Below are 16,640 nucleotides of genomic sequence, written 5' to 3'. Positions count from 1 at the left end.
TGTATAAAAATAAGTTTGATTTAGTTAAGTGAAATCCATTTTTTAGAAAAGTCGGCATCTCCAAAAACCAGTTGCTTAGCCGTTAATTCCATTGAAATAAGCATTGGGGTTTGGGTTGTACTTTTAAATTCTTCGTTATAAGAAATGCAGTAGGCTTTATCAAAAGTTAATTCCCTCATTTTGCTCATGGCATCTCTTCTAAAAAAAATAATTTTGCCGTTTTTGGTTAAATCACCGCTTAGCATCCAGGATAAAAAACTGGTGCTTTGGCTGGCCTCGATACTTATTTTTATTGTGCCTCCTTTGGCGTTTCCAACAGGTTTATTTAATCCGTCAATTTTCTGCCAGAATTTTATATTAAAATCAAGCACATTAAATTCTTCTCCGTCAATTTGTAGTTTTGCTAAAAAGCTCATTATTTATTTTTTTGATTTGATACAATAGATTGTCATTCCAGATTCTTTTAAAGAAAAGAATTAGAATATTTCGTAATATTTGTAGTTGGATTTTCTACGAAATAGGCATTCGAAGAATTTGTTATGCAGTATTGGCTATAAAATTATAGGGAAGTGAATTACAAAATATACCCCTAAACGGCATAAAAGTATCAGAATAAGCTTTTTTTTGATTTTCTCGCAGTTGGAAGATTTGGTAATAAAAGACGGTTTTTGACAAAAAACAAAACCCTTAATCTTTTTAAGATCAAGGGTTTTTATTAGAAATGCAGTATAATTTTATTCTACATCCAGATAAGGATTTAAAATTTCGGCTAGTTCATTGAGCCAGTAAAAGCTGTTTTCGAGTTTGGGTATTTCTTGCTGCAGGGTTTCGTTTTCTCTTATTAAACTTAACGAAAGAACAAAATTTACCTGCCTTAGGGCTTTTGCCATTTGTTCTGGCGTTACGTTTTGATTAAAGAAATTGGTAAGCCTGATTTCGGTTTCTTTTGAAAGGGTTTTGGTACTCATAATATTTACTTTAGGGAAATGAAACCCGCGTGACTTAGGTGTCCCACGCTGTAAAGAGAGCGTTGCAGTTGTTTCCAATACCGCCACCATACCACACGGGCAAACTTTTTTTCTGATATCATAACTTTACTTTGGGACTGTAAAGATATCAAAAAATGTTTTAATTGTAAGAAAAATATTTCTTTTTAGTTTTTTGTTTCTAAATCAAATTTCCAGAAAATTCTCTTATGAAAATGAGTGTTCTAGCCCTGATTGTAACGACATCCTTTTGTGGTGGGGTTCACCACAAAAGATATAGTGAAAAGCAGGAATCAGCTCCTTAAAAATCAAATACGAAGATATGAAATGGAAATGAAAACCTAGGCTTGTATAATACTCAAAATGGTTTTTGGAATTTCGGCAAAAGCCTCAAAAGAATAAGGTTTAATAAGATAGGCTTTTACGCCCAGAACGTCGCATTTTTCTTTGTATGAGGGATTTATACTTGTAGAATATACAAAGCAGGGAATGTTTTTTAAGTCTGAGTTGTTTAAAATTTGCTGTAAGGCTTCTATGCCGTCAACAATAGGCATGTTAATGTCGGTCAGGATTACGTCTGGGCTTTCGTTTGATGTGTTTTTTAGGTAATTGAGCAGTTCTTCACCATTGGCTACAAGGCTTACTTTGCCAAAATTTGGGTTTTGATTGAATGTTTCGAAGATTACATCAGCGTCATCATTGTCATCTTCGGCAATTATGATATGCAGGTTGTTTTTTTGTGGCATTTTATAAAATTGGGAAGTAAAGATTAAATGTCGTTCCTTCATTCAATGTACTTTCAACGGTAATGTTTCCGGAGTGGTTTTCCATAATCTTTTTACAAATCGCAAGGCCTATACCGTTTCCTGAATATTCGTTTCGGGCATGAAGGCGCTGAAAAATGGTAAAGATTTTAAGAAGATGGCTCGACTCCATGCCAATTCCGTTGTCTTTAATTTGAATCTTTACAAATTTAGCATTTTGATTTGGCATTTCCGCATTTAAATTTTCGGCCTGATAAATTTCTATAAGCGGCGCAACAGTTTCTTTGCTGTATTTTATGGCATTGGTGATAAGGTTGCCAAAAAGCTGGCGGATTTGAACTTTTGAGGCTTTTATGGCGGGAAGTTTTCCTATTCGAATATCGGCTTTTTTATCGGTAATAATAATTTCGAGATCTTCGATGACTTCGGCAATTATCGAAGCGAGATTAATTTCGGTTCGTTCTTCCTGAGCAGTGTGCGACGAATACTGCACTAAATCGTCAACCAGTGAATTTAACCGCAAGGCCGATGATTTTAGAACGTTCATTGATTTGGCATCGGTTTCAGAAAGGTAACTTCCGTCGATTCTGTCATTGTGCATTACAATTTTCCGAAGCGGTTCTTTTAAATCGTGTGAGATTACATGAATAAACTCTTCGAGATTGGTATTGATTCGGTTTAGTTCTTTGATTTTTTCTTCTAATTCCTGCTGATGTCGAATGAGGGCTTCTTCGTGTTTTTTCTTTTCGGTTAAATCGGTAATTACGATTCCAATGGCTTCTACAGCAGGTTCGAGATCAGTTAAGGCAATATAAGCCGGAAAAGTTTTTTTTTCGTTATTGGATTTAAAAAGGATTTCGTGTGTGGCGATTCCGTATCGAAGCGCCTGAATAATCTGTACAAACTGCGTGGGATTATCAAAATATTCGTTTAAATACGTCCCGATAATCTGCTCTGAAGGAATGCCGACTAGTTCTGAAAAATAGTCGTTGCAATACAATATGAGTCCGTTGCGCGAAATACTAAGCGCACCCTGGCGGAATTTTTCTATTAAAAGACGGTACGTATAATCTGCCGTTTCCAGAGAATAAAGTTCAGGAACTCCATTGTTGTTCACTACCAAAGCATCTACATCTCCTTGTTTTATGGCATTGACGATGCTGTTAGATTCATAAAGTTCTTCCTTTAATGATTCTATTTCAGCGAGTAATGATTCTATATTTATTTCTTTGCTTTTCAACTATGTGCCTATATTTAGTATATATAAAACCTTTTCTTTATCTGACAGATCGCCTAGAATAATTCTTCTGGGTTCTGGATAAACTTTAATTAATGTTGGGATTGCCACAATTTGATGAATCACGGCTTGTTCCTTATCACGGCTTATATCTATTATTTCTAATTCGTAATTATCGCTTAGATAAGTGTCGCAGATTTTGCGTAAATTTTCGATTGCATGTCCTGATTTAACAGACATACCGGAAACAAAAAGCATGAATTTATGTTTGGTTGTACTTGTGCCATCAGATGAATCTTCCATAATTAGGTGTTTATAGGTTTAATATTAAGCCCTACAAGCACTCTTTCCTCATTAGAAAGGTCACCTATAATTTTACGGATTGGCTCAGGAAATTTCCTGACCAGGGTTGGTACAGCCAAAATTTGATCGCCTTCTGCCAATTGCGGATTCTTCAGCAAATCGATAATCTCGATGCTGTATTTTCCTTTTAAGTGTTCTTCGGCGTACTTTTTTATGTTTTCAAGCGCCTTGATCGATTTTGGCGTTTGGCCTGCTATATAAAGCAATAATTGCCATTCGGCTACTTCTTTTTTCATTTTAATTTTCTTTTTTCTTAGAAGACAGTTTTTCCTGCAATTCTTCTGTTGCTTTAAGGATACTCAGTTCTTCTTCTGCCGATTCAAATTCGGTTCTCAAAGCTTCAATATTGGCTTCAAGGACTTTGCGTTTGCGTTCAATTTCTCTGTCTTTTCGGCTGATTTCATTTTGCAGCTTAATATCAGAAATGGTTTTCTTAAACTGATGTGATTTTCTGGCTGCTCCGGTTAGGATTCCCTGCGGACCTAATTCTACATCCAATAATTCAATTCCTTTATTAGTGATCACAAATTCTCTGACCTGGTTAGAATGTCCCATTCCTCTGGCTTTGATAATAAAAATGCCGCGGTTTCTTTCGCCAACGCCTTCCATATCACGAACCGTTATCCAGGTATCGACTAAAGACGATACGGATTCTTCTGCCAGATCTGGTCTAAAATTATCCGTTTGTTTATTTAATGACGTAAACAAAGCCGTAATATTATTTGCTTTGAGCATATCTATGAGCCTTACCAGCATAGAACGGACTTCTTGTTCACTTCCTACTGTAATAAGATTACTGATTGGATCAATAATAATAGTGGTAGGCTGAAATTCTTTTATTAATTTTCGAAGTGTAAGCAAATGCAGTTCCAGACCATTCAATGACGGACGTGAAGAATGGATTTGCAAAATACCCTTTTTAATATGTTTGTCGAGATCAATTCCAATTGATTTCATATTGCGAACCAATTGCTGCGGCGATTCTTCGAAAGCGAAATAAATCGTTTTTTCGTTTTTTTCGCATTGTTCGTTGGCAAAATAACAGGCAACTGTTGTTTTTGCTGTTCCGGCAGTTCCTGATATTAAAATGTTGCTTCCGCGATAGAATCCGCCGCTGTTAAACATTTCGTTTAATCCGGGAACTCCTGTAGAAATAATATCAGATGAAACTTCGTTATCGAGTTTTAATGATGTAATAGGAAGTACCGAAATACCTTCTTCATCAATTAAAAATGGATATTCGTTTGTTCCGTGTGTAGAACCTCTGTATTTTACAATGCGGAGTCTTCTGGTCGAAACCTGCTCTATAACACGATGATCGAGAACAATAACACAGTCAGAAACGTATTCTTCTAATCCCTGACGGGTTAAGGTTGCTTCGCCGCGTTCGCCTGTAATAACCGCTGTAACGCCTTTTGTTTTAAGCCAATGAAATAATCTTCGTAATTCGGCTCTTAAAATCGCCTGATTGTCAAGACCTGCAAATAATGATTCGATGGTATCCAGAACAACACGGGTTGCTTTTATAGAATCGATCGCATGACCTAATCGTATAAATAAACCGTCTAGATCGTATTCGCCCGCTTCTTCAATTTCTGATCTTTCTACGCGAACATGATCTACTACGAGCTTTTTATCTTTTTTAAGTTGCTCAAGGTCAAAACCAAGAGATTTTACATTTAAAGTAAGATCATCTGAAGGTTCTTCAAAGGACATGAAAACTCCGTTTTCATTATGATCTGTAATTCCTTTAATAAGGAACTGCATTGACATTAGTGTTTTTCCACAGCCGGCACCACCGCAGATTAAAGTAGGGCGCCCTTTTGGGAAACCACCTTCTGTAATCTCGTCTAGTCCGTCAACGCCCGTAGGAGTCTTTGGGAATATAAAATGATGTGATTTTGTTTTTTCCTGCACGATAATAAAATTCAGTATTATCTCAAATATACGTTTTCTTACAGTATTTACAATGAATTCTGACTAAGATTTAACAGCTGTTTAATGAAGTTTTAAAAGTAAATTAAGAAAAAACGACTAAAAATATCAATATATCGGAGAATTTTAACCAAATAATTGCAAAATTGTTCTAAATATTTAACACTAATTTTTCTGTTTTGCCTGAAATTGATTTTTGATAATATTTAAATGTTAAAATCGGCTTTCCAGTATACTCAATGATATCGTTAAAAAAGGAATACCTTTTGCAATTTAACTTTGTCCTGTTAATTTAAAACATATAAAAATGGACAATTTAAAAGATAAAACAGCCGTAATAACAGGTGGAAACAGCGGTATAGGTTATGCAGCAGCAAAACAGTTAAAAGAACAGGGAGCACAAGTTATTATTACCGGAAGAAGAAAAGAAGCAATCGAAAAAGCAGCACTGGAATTAGGCGTTACGGCAATAACAGCAGATCAATCGAGTATTTCTGATATTGAAAGTCTGGCTTTAAAAGTTAAACAGGATTTTGGTAAAGTAGATATTCTTTTCATCAATGCCGGAATTGCCGGATTAGGTAATATCGAACAAGCATCAGAAGAACAATTTGATAGTATTATGAACGTAAATTTTAAAGGTGCGTATTTCACATTAAGCCGATTTATTCCAATTTTGAATGATGGTGCTTCGGTTGTTTTTCTTTCTTCAAATACTGCCAGTATGCCGGGACCGGGATCTTCGGTTTATTCTGCGAGTAAGACTGCTTTGAATTCGGTTATGAAATCAGCTGCTTTAGAATTAGCTCATAGAAAAATCAGAGTGAATTCTGTTAGTCCGGGGCCAACTCAAACGGAGGTTATGAAGAAAGTAGGTTTAGACGAAGCCGCTGTAAATGGTATTATGGATATGGTTGTAGAAAAAGTGCCGCTAAAACAAATGGGTAAAGCCGAAGACGTTGCCAAAATGGTTTCGTATGTAAGCAGTGACGCAGCAAAATTCATTACCGGAGCAGATTTTATTATGGATGGCGGAATGGTTCTTTCTTAAAGTTATAAATTATTAGTTATAAGTTATGAGTTGATTTTTTTAACCGCAATCCCGATAATTATCGGGAGCTATGGTTTACGCAAGGTTCGCAAAGTTTTATTTACAAAGCTTTGCGAACTTTGCGTTTATACTAAGTCTTACTAGTCAAAATCATTGTGCACTTTGCGGTTCAGTTATTCGCATTTCAAACTCATAACTCATAATTCAAAACTCCTAACTCCAAGACTGTCCGTTTCAGCCTAAAGTTCGTCCGCTTGGACTGTTTTCTCATTTCGTAAGAAGGGTTATCGAAATACTTTTGACACAGAAATTAACAACAACAAAATAATTTAAATCAAAAGTTATGGAAACTAAAAAACAAAAAACATGGGTAATAATCGCTATCATCATTTTAGGAATAATCGCCTTTTTAATCCCGAATCAAATAGCAGCACAAACCGGAATAAAACGCACTGATTTGCAAAAACACGATTTAAGTATTCCGGGAAGAGAAACCGTTCAGGCCAAAATTGATTTTGACGGACATACCGCTTTCGGAAAACATTCTCATCCGGGTGAAGAAATCATTTATGTATTAGAAGGTTCACTTGAATATGAAGTGGAAGGCCAGACACCCATAACCTTAAAAGCAGGAGAAGTACTTTTTATTCCAGCTGGAGTAATTCACTCAGCTAAAAATAATACAAACTTAAAAGCATCAGAACTGGCAACATATATAGTAGAAAAAGGAAAACCAGTTTTGGTTATGAAGAAATAATTTCAAGTTTCAAGTTTCAGGTTTCAGGTTTCAGGTTGAAATGTGGATAGTTTAACCGCAAAGAGCGCAAAGATTTTTAGCTTATTGGGTTCTATAAAAACGCAAAGAGCGCAAAGCTATGCGAAAAAACTTTGCGAACCTTGCGTAAACCCTAGCGTCCTTTGCGGTTAAACTACTCATAACTCATAATTCAAAACTCATAACTAAACAACTGTCCATTTCACCTTTTACTTTGTCCACTTCGGCTTTTTTCTCCTTTTAAAACGAGGATTGTCGAGATACCTTTGACTAAGAAATTAACTGATAATCAACTAATCAAAATATTAAAAATTATGAAAACGATATTTAAAATCAAAAACAGTATTACAAGTTCAGTTCTTTTAATTGCCTTTCTTTTAGTAAACGCAGCAGCAATTGCACAGACAGAAAAACAAGAAGGTTCGCTAGGAACTTTAAAACAAATCAATGCCGGATTATTAAATGTGGGTTATACCGAAGCCGGTCCATCTAACGGAACTCCGGTAATCCTGCTTCACGGCTGGCCTTATGATATTCACAGTTACAATGAAGTAGTGCCAATTTTAGTTTCAAAAGGATATCATGTTTTTACACCTTATTTAAGAGGTTCAGGAACTACAACTTTCCTCTCTAAAGATACTTTTAGAAACGGACAGCAGGCAGCATTAGCAGTAGATATTATTGCTTTTATGGACGCTTTAAAAATCGATAAAGCCGTAGTTGGCGGATTCGATTGGGGAGCAAGAACAGCAGTAGTTATGGCGGCACTTTGGCCGGAACGTGTAAAAGGTCTGGTTTCGGTAAGCGGTTATTTAGTTGTAAACCTTGAAGCAAACCTAAAACCATTGCCTCCAAAAGCAGAACTAGGATGGTGGTACCAATACTACTTTGCAACCGAAAGAGGAAAACTTGGCTACAGCCAAAATACATACGAATTCAACAAACAAATCTGGCAGATTGCTTCTCCATTATGGAATTTTGACAAAGCGGCTTACGACCAAACAGCACAGTCATTTAACAATCCGGATCACGTAGCAATCGTAATTCATAATTACAGATGGAGACAATCTCTGGAAGCAGGAGAATCTAAATATGATGCTTTAGAAAAACGTCTTGCAGCAAGACCAGAAATTAAAGTACCAACCATTACAATAGGAAGTGATTTTGACGGCGCTTTCGCAGATGGAAAAGCCTACGCCAATAAATTCACCGGAAAATATGCCCACAGAATCCTAAAAGGAATAGGACACAATGTTCCGCAAGAAGACCCAAAATCATTTGCACAAGCAATAATAGACGTTGCAAATTAATGGTGAATTGTAAATGGTGAATGGTTAATTATTTTCACTCGTCACTTTTTGCATTTCAAAAAAATAACATAATACATATAAAATTCACAATTAATAATTTACAATTAACAATTAATAACATGAGCACACAAGTATTATACACAGGAAAAACACACACAACAGGTGGTAGAGAAGGAGCTTCTCAAAGTTCAGACGAACAATTGAATATCAAATTAAGTGCACCAGGATCATCACATCCGGGAACAAATCCGGAACAGTTATTTGCAGCAGGATGGTCGGCTTGTTTTATTGGAGCCTTAGGAATTGCAGCTTCTAAATTAGGCGTAAGACTTCCGGCAGAAACTGCGGTAGATGCAGAAGTAGATTTATGTGTAACAGAAGGAGAATATTCATTGCAGGCTCGTTTAAACATCAGCCTTCCGGGAATTGACCTCGAAACTGCCGAAACTTTAGCTTCTCAGGCACATCAAACTTGTCCTTACTCAAAAGCAACACGAGGAAATATAAACGTTGAGATTAATATTCTTTAAAGAGTTATAAGTTATGAATTATGGGTTATGATTTTTTTTAAACTTAAATTTTACTCATAATTCATAACTCATAATTAATAATTTAAAAAATCATGAAAAAGATAAAAATAATAAGTGCTTTTGCAATGCTGTTTTTTTTAGTTGGAAACACGATTTTCAGCCAAAGCAATCAAGATAAAAAAGGTTTTGCCCTTTTAGAATTATACACTTCCGAAGGCTGTTCGAGCTGTCCGCCGGCAGACGAATTATTAGGTAAAATTCAAAATGAATTAAAAGATAAAAATATTTATGTACTTTCTTATCACGTTGACTATTGGGACAAACAAGGCTGGAAAGACATTTTCAGCAATGCAGATTTTACTAAAAGACAATACGATTACGCAAAATATATGGAGAAAGATCCAATTTATACACCGCAGGTAATTATTAACGGAAAAATAGATTATGTTGGTTCTCAGGAAACCAGTCTGCGAAACGGAATTAAATCGGCACTTTCTAAACCTGTTTCTACAAATTTAAGTTTAGAAGCCAGTCAAAATGCGAATTCACTTTCTGTAAATTATAATGTTGAAAGCACTTCAAAAAACAGTCGTTTATTAATTGCGGTTGTTCAAAAAGAAGCCAAAAGCAATGTAAAAAGAGGAGAGAACGCACACAGGGTTTTATCACATTATCAAATTGTTCGCAATCTGCAGTCTGTAGATTTAAACAAAGCCAAAAAAGGAACAGCATTGGTTCATCTTCCTAAAAATTATAATGCACATGATTTTGAAATTATTGGATTTGTTCAGGATATGAATTCTGGAGCAATTTTAGAAGTAAAACGAGCGTAATTTTTTTTAAACACATAGAGACATGGTTTTTCTTTGTCTATAAAAAAAGCATTTCATTTGTTTAAATACACATAATAGCTATGTGTGAAAATCTAGATTTTCTTTTAGTTCTTTATTATTAAGAAATTAATCTATGTTTCTATGTTTTTCACCCAGATCTTGCAGATTTTTTTGTTTCTATTTCCATAAAGTTTGCGAATAAAACTTTGCGGCTTTGCGAGATTAAAAAAAATACTTCGTTGAAATGGCAATACTCTGGGCTGACTTTTAAAATCTGCGTGAAATGTTTTTTCAAAATAAACCTATCTTTGATTAACAGAATAACAAAACCACTATCATTATGGAAAAAGCAAAACGTTTTCAGGTTTCGCTCAAAGTTATTTGGGGAAGTTCTATTGCGCTGGCAGTTATGGCTTCGATACCTAAATTATTTGATGCCGATTCTACGCCTGGAGACCTTATTATAAATTCTTCGATTACACTGCTGTTTTCTCTTTTTATATGGTATTACAACATTTACAGTTTGCCCAAATTTTCATCGCAGCGCACGAACAAAAGTCTGTTTAACTGGAAACTTTTGCTTAGTGTTGTACTGGGAATTTTGCTTATGGTGATTCTTGTAATCGCACATCAGGAACTTTTTCAGGTTTCAAAAATGGATGCGCCTATTATGTTTGAACTCCGCGGGGTTTTAATCAATTTAATTGTCTACATGTTCCTGCATTTGCTTTTTCAAAATTACCAAACCCAGCAAATGGGGGTAGAACTGGAACGTACCAAAGCTGTACATCTGGGAGCGCAGTACGAACTTTTGAAACAGCAGGTCAATCCGCATTTTTTATTCAACAGTTTGAATACTTTAAAATCGATGGTTGATATGCAGGATCCTCAGAGTTCTGATTTTATCTTGAAATTATCTGATTTTTACCGATTTACCCTAGAAAGCCGAAAAATGGATTTGATTCCATTAAAAGAAGAATTGCAGATTCTGGATTCGTATGTATATCTGCTCAAAGCCCGTTTTGAAGATGGATTTGAAGTTATAAAAGAAATTGATGCCCAGCAGTACGATTGTGCAATTCCGCCTTTTTCTTTGCAATTATTGATCGAGAATTGTATCAAACACAATATAGTTTCGCTTGATAAACCTTTGAAAATTAAATTATATACGGAAAATGATTTTCTGGTAATCGAAAATCCAATCCAGCTGAAACGAGGTACTTTGTCAACAGGTGTTGGACTGAACAATATCAATCAGCGATTCCTTCATTTGGTGAACAAAGAAATTGAAATTGACAAAACCGAAACCCATTTTAAAGTTAAAATACCACTAATTTATGACTATCATAATAATTGAAGATGAAGTAAAAACGGCCAAAGCGCTTGGTCAGCTTATTTTGAGTATCAGACCCGATGCTCAGATTTTGTCGTATATTCAAAGTATAGACGGTGCTGTAAGTTATCTTTTAGAAAACGATCAGCCCGATTTAATTTTTATGGATATTCAGCTTGCTGATGGTTTGAGTTTTGAAATTTTCAAAAACGTTGAGGTTTTGTCGCCGGTTATTTTCTGCACCGCTTTTGATGATTATGCAATCGACGCTTTTAAATCAAACGGAATCGATTATGTATTAAAACCATTTTCAAGAGAAAGCATTTCGCAGGCCATTAAAAAAGCAGGCGAACTGAAAAATTTCTTCCAAAGAAACAAAAAAATGATGCCTGATTTCGATTATCTCTTAACCAGAACAGGCGAAAACAAAGGTAAAAGCAGTTTTTTGGTTTTTAAAAACAATAAATACCAAACCATACAAACAGAAAATATTGCTTTTTTCTACATCAAAAACGAAACACCAACCATCGTAACTTTTGATAAAACAGAATATCAAATTGCACAATCTCTGGATGAGGTTCATAAGCTGTTATCGCCAATTCAGTTTTTCAGAATCAACAGACAGTATTTGGTGAACTTTTCGGCAATTAGAGAAGCAGAACATTATTTCTCTAGAAAACTGATTCTAAAACTTACCATTCCAACTGAGGAAAAATTATTAGTTGGAAAAGAAAAAGCAACAGCATTTTTGAGCTGGCTGGAGAATCGATAGGTAAGGATTTAACCGCAAAGCTCGCTAAGTTTTTTAAAGCAGCAATTCTATAAAAACGAAGGTCACAAAGCTATACGAATAATAGCTTTACGACCTTTTTTTGCCACAGATTATTAGGATTAAAATGATTTAAAAAAATCTGTGGAAATCAATCTAATCTGTGGCAAAAAAACTTTGCGACTTCGCGTCTTTGCGAGATTAAAAAAAATTTGCTCCCGATAGCTATCGGGATTGCGTAAATCTTTGCGTGCTTTGCGGTTTAAAAAAATAATACTAAACCTTAGAAGGCGGTAACCCAAACTGTTTTTTAAACGCAAACGAAAAATGCGATAAATCTTCAAAACCAACTTCCAAATAAACTTCAGAAGGTGTTTTTCCTTTTTCTTTAATTTGATAATACGCTTCCTGTAATCTTTTCTGAATGAGCCATCGGCTTGGTGAAATATCAAAAATGCGCTGGAAATCCCTTTTAAAAGTTGCAAGACTTCTTCCGGTTAAATACGCAAAACGATCTAATTGTACGTTAAAATGGAAATTCTTTTTCATAAACGCTTCCAGGTCAATTTTTCCGGGTTCGTTAAAATCAAAAAGAATATCTTTTAATTCCGGATTGCATTGCAGTAAAATAGTAATAGCTTCATTTACTTTTAAAGCCTGAAGTTCTTCGGTAATTAATTGGTCTTCGTTTATGTACGGAATCAGCGAATTCATATAGCTTTTTAATAACGGTACTTCTTTTAAATGAAGAACCATTTCAGTTTCCGGGCTTTTAATCAAACTCGTTTTTTGATTGTATTGAATAGAATAATCACGAAGCGCTTCCTGATTGAGATAAATCGAAATAGACTGAAAAGCTGTATTAGGATCCGGTTGTTTAATGAATTTTATGAGCTGATTTCTTCTAATGAATCTAAAATCACCAGGATTGAAAACATATTCTTTACTACCGTTATTAAGAGTCAGTACTCCCGAAATCTGAAAACTCAAAACATGCTGTGAGGCAAACTGTTCGCCTTCTCTGTTTTGTGTGTAATAGCAGGAATAAGCAATTGGCGAGGTTTTCTGATTTATTTTTGAATCGTTCATATCACAAATTTATAAAAAATCAAGCAGTACTAAATAATATTAATACGGCTTGATTTTGTTTTGATTAAAGGTTAGCAAATATTTTTAAACACATCCCGAAGCTTCGGGACCATAGATTATATTCTAAATAAAAGATGTTTGAAAAAATCTAGATTTTCACACATAGCTTTGTGAAAAAGTAATAGTCTATGTTTGTTTAAACAAGTGAAACGCCTTTATAGACAATGAAAAACTATGTTCCTATGTGTTTAAAAAAATATGCGTTAACTATTGATAATGCTTATTTCTTACCAGTATACCATTTTCCCTGAGCTGTATCAAAAAAACTTCCAGAATCTTCATGATCTGTAGACAAACTTACATTCATCCATTTTTCCATTTCTTCTGTCCTGTTTTGATCAGCGTGTTGTAAAATTCCAATTGCCTCACTTCCTAATACAAGGTGTACAGGCGGATTTGGGTGCGAAGCCAAATCAACCATAACTTTTGCTGCTTTTTCTGGATCACCAACGGGAACAAAATTCCCCCCTTTAAAGAAATCCGTACGCTGTTTTACCATTTCATAACCTTCAATATCTTCAGCATATGTCATTGATGCGCCAGCCCAATCAGTACGGAAACCGCCTGGTTCAACACTGGTTACAAAAATTCCTAGAGGCGCAGCTTCTTTGGCTAAAGCCTCTGTAAAGCCTCCAAGACCAAATTTCGCTGCCTGATACATTGTTAATCCCGGATTTCCAACACGTCCGCCAACAGAGCTGATTTGTAAAATACGTCCTGATTTTTGTTTACGCATAAAAGGTAAAACGGCACGGGTAATTTCAATTGGCGCATATAAATTAGTTTCTAACTGACTGCGAACCTGCTCGCTTGTGTAAGCTTCTGCAGCACCAATAATTCCGAATCCTGCATTGTTAACCAAAACGTCGATTCTTCCAAAATGTTCAATAGCTTTATTTACTGCCTGATGTACTTCATCATAATTGGTAACATCTAATTTTAAAGGCAGAATCTGATCCTGAAATTTTTCTTTTAAATCATTTAACTGATTAATGTCTCGTGCAGTTGCTGCAACTTTGTCACCGCTTTCTAAAACTGCCTCAGTAAGATTACGACCTAATCCTCGAGAGCTTCCTGTAATAAACCATATTTTGTTCATTGTAATTGTGTTTTTAAATTCATTACAAATTTACGTCGGGAAGGAAGGTTGTTGCTTTGTTGAAAAGCTCAATTTTATTTGTTTTAAAGCTCAGAAAAAAAGTGACATAGGTTCAAAGAGACAGAGGTACAAAGTTTTGAAATGTGATAACAAAAAAGAATCTCGCAATCCCGATAGCTATCGGGATTGCGAGATTAAAATATGCGGTACTTCAGAATCTTAATTTTCCTCAGAAACTCTTGCTGTATAAGTTACGCTGTATAATTTTCTAAACATGATATAAGTAACACTCACCATTACAAAGGCAATAATGGCATCAATAGTTGCAGGGAAACCTAAGACAACCAGTTTTGAAAAGAAAGCGAAGATGATGTCAAAAAATACGCCCGCAAATACCCATTCTTTTAATCGTAATAATTTGTTAGGAATTAATAAGGTGATAACTCCGGAAACTTTCATAACACCCAGAATGTAAATAAAATGTGCAGGATAACCTAAAAGTTGTGTGATTTCCCAAACTAATTTGTTTGTTGTCAATTCAAAAAATCCGCTGGCTCCAAACCATAAAGAAGTTAAAATAATTCCTGTCCAATAAATAATTTTTGTTGTTTTTGCATTCATGATTTTAAATTTTAAGTTGTTAAACAGGACAAAATTGCGTCAACGACAGGCGATTTCATATTGGTATTTTGGTGAAACGGACAAATTGAAATGCGAAATAGACAATCGATAAGTTCATTTGATTTTATAACTTTACAAATGACTTTCAAATCAAAAAGGCGACATTTAAAATGCAGGCTAAAACACTTTTACAAGAGCATATCACTAAAACAGCTTCGCTTAATCAAGAAGAATTTGATTATTTCTTTTCGCATTTCAAATCTTTGACTTTTAAAAAAGGACAAACGATTATCAGCGAAGGCGATAAAGTCGATTGTGAATATTTTGTCATTTCTGGCTGTTTAAAAGCTTTTTTTATAAATGATGAAATCAAAATGTACATTCTTCAGTTTGCCATGCCAACCTGGTGGACATCTGATTATAATGCACTTTATAACCAAACTCCCGCACAAATAAATGTAGACTGTATTACAGATGCCGAAGTACTGTGTTTATCCAGCACCGATCGGGAAAAACTCTGTGCAGAATTTCATCAAATAGAACATTTCTTTCGCTGGAGAACCAATAAAGGGTATATTGCTTCTCAAAAACGCCTTTTATCATTTATGAATAATAATGTAAAAACGCGTTATGAAGAACTTTTGGCTTTATATCCGCAATTGTACAATTTGGTGCCAAAACATTTAATTGCTTCTTATTTAGGAGTTTCCAGAGAAACCTTAAGCCGGCTTCATAATTCTTAGCTTTTTTAGCCACAGATTCCACAGATTAAAATGATTTTTTTAAGCAGATTTGTTTTCAAGTAGATTTTGTTGATTTGAGCAGATTCTATTTGAATTTGCGTTGTAAAACATAGCCCGTGGTTTCAACCACGGGAATTTAGATTGGGACTATACATTGTGTCCCTGCGGTTGAAACCGCAGGGAATGTTTTAAATTAGGTGTCATAATGTTTTAATTCTACATCTATATAAAAAAACTTAGAACCTTAGCAGCTTAGTATCTTAGAACCTTTTAAACCTAAAAAAACGAATGTGATCTACATCACGTAACCCATTTCTATAACCGCCGTTCCTTTGTATTGTACTTTTAAATACAATAAAAATGGAAACAACAAATTTTAATATCGTAAGCTCAAACAGCAGCGTAGAATGGACTGGCAGAAAAGTTACCGGTGCTCATAATGGTACAATTGGTATCAAAAAAGGTAATTTCATCTTTAATGATGGAAAAATAAAAGGAGGAAACATTATTATCGATACAACCTCTATCAAAATTCTCGATGTTACAGATGCGGCAACAAATGCTCAGTTTGCAGGACATTTGGCTTCAGATGATTTTTTCTCTATCGAAAAATTCCCAACTGCTTCTTTTGATGTTTTAAGTGTAAAAGAAATATCAAACACTGTTTATTACCTGGAAGGAAACCTGACCATAAAAGATATTACACATCTTGTGGGTTTTGAAGCTGAAATAAAAAACAGCAGTAATAGCATTTCACTTGCAGGGAAATTAATTATCGATCGTACAAAATACGATATCAAATTTCGTTCAGGAAATTTCTTCAAAGATTTGGGAGACACTTTAATCTACAATGACTTTGAGCTTGATTTTAATATCAATGCCGAAGCCGTTTTTTCAGGACAATCTAAAAACTAATTATCATGCCTTACGTAAAAATCGAATTGACCCGCGAAGGAGTAACACGCGGGCAAAAACAAGAATTAATCAGCGGTATTACCAATTTGATTACAGAAGTATTAAATAAAGATCCGCATTTAACCCATGTTGTAATTCAGGAAATAGAACTCGACGATTGGGGTTATGCAGGAGAACAAGTATCAGTATTAAGAGAAAAAGGCATTACAGCCGATAAAAAATAAAAT

20 protein-coding genes are annotated in these 16,640 nt (G+C 34.9%); 10 read left to right on the top strand and 10 right to left on the bottom strand.

What is annotated here, in order from left to right; translation table 11 throughout:
- Positions 1-20: 20 nt before the first annotated feature.
- The 7 genes from tssD to kaiC form a co-directional block, all read right to left on the bottom strand.
- The gene (gene tssD / locus PQ462_RS13530) at positions 21-416 is read right to left on the bottom strand and encodes a type VI secretion system tube protein TssD (RefSeq protein ID WP_012025990.1); all 396 of its coding nucleotides are present in this window, start codon (positions 414-416) and stop codon (positions 21-23) included.
- 318 nt (positions 417-734) lie between these two features.
- The gene (locus PQ462_RS13525; RefSeq protein ID WP_121360921.1) at positions 735-968 is read right to left on the bottom strand and encodes a hypothetical protein; all 234 of its coding nucleotides are present in this window, start codon (positions 966-968) and stop codon (positions 735-737) included.
- Positions 969-1,327: 359 nt separating this feature from the next.
- Positions 1,328-1,732 (bottom strand): response regulator, encoded by a 405-nt coding sequence (locus PQ462_RS13520; protein WP_274250351.1) that lies wholly within the window; start codon positions 1,730-1,732, stop codon positions 1,328-1,330.
- A 1-nt stretch (position 1,733) separates the two neighbouring features.
- Entirely contained in the window at positions 1,734-2,990 is a 1,257-nt protein-coding gene (locus PQ462_RS13515) for a sensor histidine kinase (protein ID WP_274250350.1), read from the bottom strand.
- Complete coding sequence (locus tag PQ462_RS13510) at positions 2,991-3,290, bottom strand: circadian clock KaiB family protein (RefSeq protein ID WP_121360923.1); 300 nt, start codon at positions 3,288-3,290, stop codon at positions 2,991-2,993.
- A 2-nt stretch (positions 3,291-3,292) separates the two neighbouring features.
- On the bottom strand, positions 3,293-3,586 hold the full coding sequence (locus tag PQ462_RS13505) for a circadian clock KaiB family protein (protein ID WP_012025985.1): 294 nt from the start codon (positions 3,584-3,586) through the stop codon (positions 3,293-3,295).
- Position 3,587: 1 nt separating this feature from the next.
- Positions 3,588-5,267, bottom strand: coding sequence for a circadian clock protein KaiC (kaiC, locus tag PQ462_RS13500; RefSeq protein ID WP_274250349.1), 1,680 nt, complete (start codon positions 5,265-5,267; stop codon positions 3,588-3,590).
- Between the two features lie 325 nt (positions 5,268-5,592).
- Between kaiC and PQ462_RS13495 the strand changes: the two genes are divergently transcribed.
- The 7 genes from PQ462_RS13495 to PQ462_RS13465 all read left to right on the top strand — a co-directional run bounded on the left by PQ462_RS13495 (position 5,593) and on the right by PQ462_RS13465 (position 11,889).
- Positions 5,593-6,336: an SDR family oxidoreductase gene (locus PQ462_RS13495; RefSeq protein WP_274250348.1), complete on the top strand. Its 744-nt coding sequence runs from the start codon at positions 5,593-5,595 to the stop codon at positions 6,334-6,336.
- Between the two features lie 343 nt (positions 6,337-6,679).
- Positions 6,680-7,093 carry a cupin domain-containing protein gene (locus tag PQ462_RS13490; RefSeq protein WP_274250347.1) on the top strand — a complete coding sequence of 138 codons (414 nt, stop codon included), beginning with the start codon at positions 6,680-6,682 and terminating at the stop codon, positions 7,091-7,093.
- Positions 7,094-7,425: 332 nt separating this feature from the next.
- On the top strand, positions 7,426-8,421 hold the full coding sequence (locus tag PQ462_RS13485) for an alpha/beta fold hydrolase (protein ID WP_274250346.1): 996 nt from the start codon (positions 7,426-7,428) through the stop codon (positions 8,419-8,421).
- A gap of 119 nt (positions 8,422-8,540) precedes the next feature.
- Positions 8,541-8,951, top strand: a complete 411-nt coding sequence (locus PQ462_RS13480; protein ID WP_274250345.1) for an organic hydroperoxide resistance protein — start codon at positions 8,541-8,543, stop codon at positions 8,949-8,951.
- A 92-nt stretch (positions 8,952-9,043) separates the two neighbouring features.
- Complete coding sequence (locus PQ462_RS13475) at positions 9,044-9,784, top strand: DUF1223 domain-containing protein (protein ID WP_274250344.1); 741 nt, start codon at positions 9,044-9,046, stop codon at positions 9,782-9,784.
- Positions 9,785-10,124: 340 nt separating this feature from the next.
- Positions 10,125-11,141 (top strand): sensor histidine kinase, encoded by a 1,017-nt coding sequence (locus PQ462_RS13470; protein WP_012025978.1) that lies wholly within the window; start codon positions 10,125-10,127, stop codon positions 11,139-11,141.
- Positions 11,122-11,889 (top strand): LytR/AlgR family response regulator transcription factor, encoded by a 768-nt coding sequence (locus PQ462_RS13465; RefSeq protein WP_274250343.1) that lies wholly within the window; start codon positions 11,122-11,124, stop codon positions 11,887-11,889. The genes PQ462_RS13470 and PQ462_RS13465 overlap by 20 nt, the downstream gene beginning before the upstream one ends.
- A 273-nt stretch (positions 11,890-12,162) precedes the next feature.
- On the opposite strand, the gene PQ462_RS13460 is transcribed toward PQ462_RS13465, so the two are convergent.
- The 3 genes from PQ462_RS13460 to PQ462_RS13450 all read right to left on the bottom strand — a co-directional run bounded on the left by PQ462_RS13460 (position 12,163) and on the right by PQ462_RS13450 (position 14,755).
- Positions 12,163-12,975 carry a helix-turn-helix domain-containing protein gene (locus PQ462_RS13460; RefSeq protein WP_274250342.1) on the bottom strand — a complete coding sequence of 271 codons (813 nt, stop codon included), beginning with the start codon at positions 12,973-12,975 and terminating at the stop codon, positions 12,163-12,165.
- 280 nt (positions 12,976-13,255) lie between these two features.
- The gene (locus tag PQ462_RS13455) at positions 13,256-14,134 is read right to left on the bottom strand and encodes an oxidoreductase (RefSeq protein WP_274250341.1); all 879 of its coding nucleotides are present in this window, start codon (positions 14,132-14,134) and stop codon (positions 13,256-13,258) included.
- A 219-nt stretch (positions 14,135-14,353) separates the two neighbouring features.
- Positions 14,354-14,755: a DoxX family protein gene (locus PQ462_RS13450; RefSeq protein ID WP_274250340.1), complete on the bottom strand. Its 402-nt coding sequence runs from the start codon at positions 14,753-14,755 to the stop codon at positions 14,354-14,356.
- A 170-nt stretch (positions 14,756-14,925) separates the two neighbouring features.
- On the opposite strand from PQ462_RS13450, the gene PQ462_RS13445 reads away from it, so the two are divergent.
- The 3 genes from PQ462_RS13445 to PQ462_RS13435 all read left to right on the top strand — a co-directional run bounded on the left by PQ462_RS13445 (position 14,926) and on the right by PQ462_RS13435 (position 16,637).
- Positions 14,926-15,498, top strand: coding sequence for a Crp/Fnr family transcriptional regulator (locus PQ462_RS13445; protein ID WP_274250339.1), 573 nt, complete (start codon positions 14,926-14,928; stop codon positions 15,496-15,498).
- Positions 15,499-15,858: 360 nt separating this feature from the next.
- Entirely contained in the window at positions 15,859-16,413 is a 555-nt protein-coding gene (locus PQ462_RS13440) for a YceI family protein (RefSeq protein ID WP_274250338.1), read from the top strand.
- Between the two features lie 5 nt (positions 16,414-16,418).
- Positions 16,419-16,637 (top strand): tautomerase family protein, encoded by a 219-nt coding sequence (locus PQ462_RS13435; RefSeq protein WP_012025971.1) that lies wholly within the window; start codon positions 16,419-16,421, stop codon positions 16,635-16,637.
- The last annotated feature ends 3 nt before the right edge of the window (positions 16,638-16,640 follow it).

Origin of the sequence: Flavobacterium sp. KACC 22758 (assembly GCF_028736135.1) — a bacterium.
Classification (GTDB): Bacteria; Bacteroidota; Bacteroidia; order Flavobacteriales; family Flavobacteriaceae; genus Flavobacterium; species Flavobacterium johnsoniae.
The sequence above is the reverse complement of the archived record's forward strand: the minus strand, read 5'-3'. Positions and strand labels throughout refer to the sequence as shown.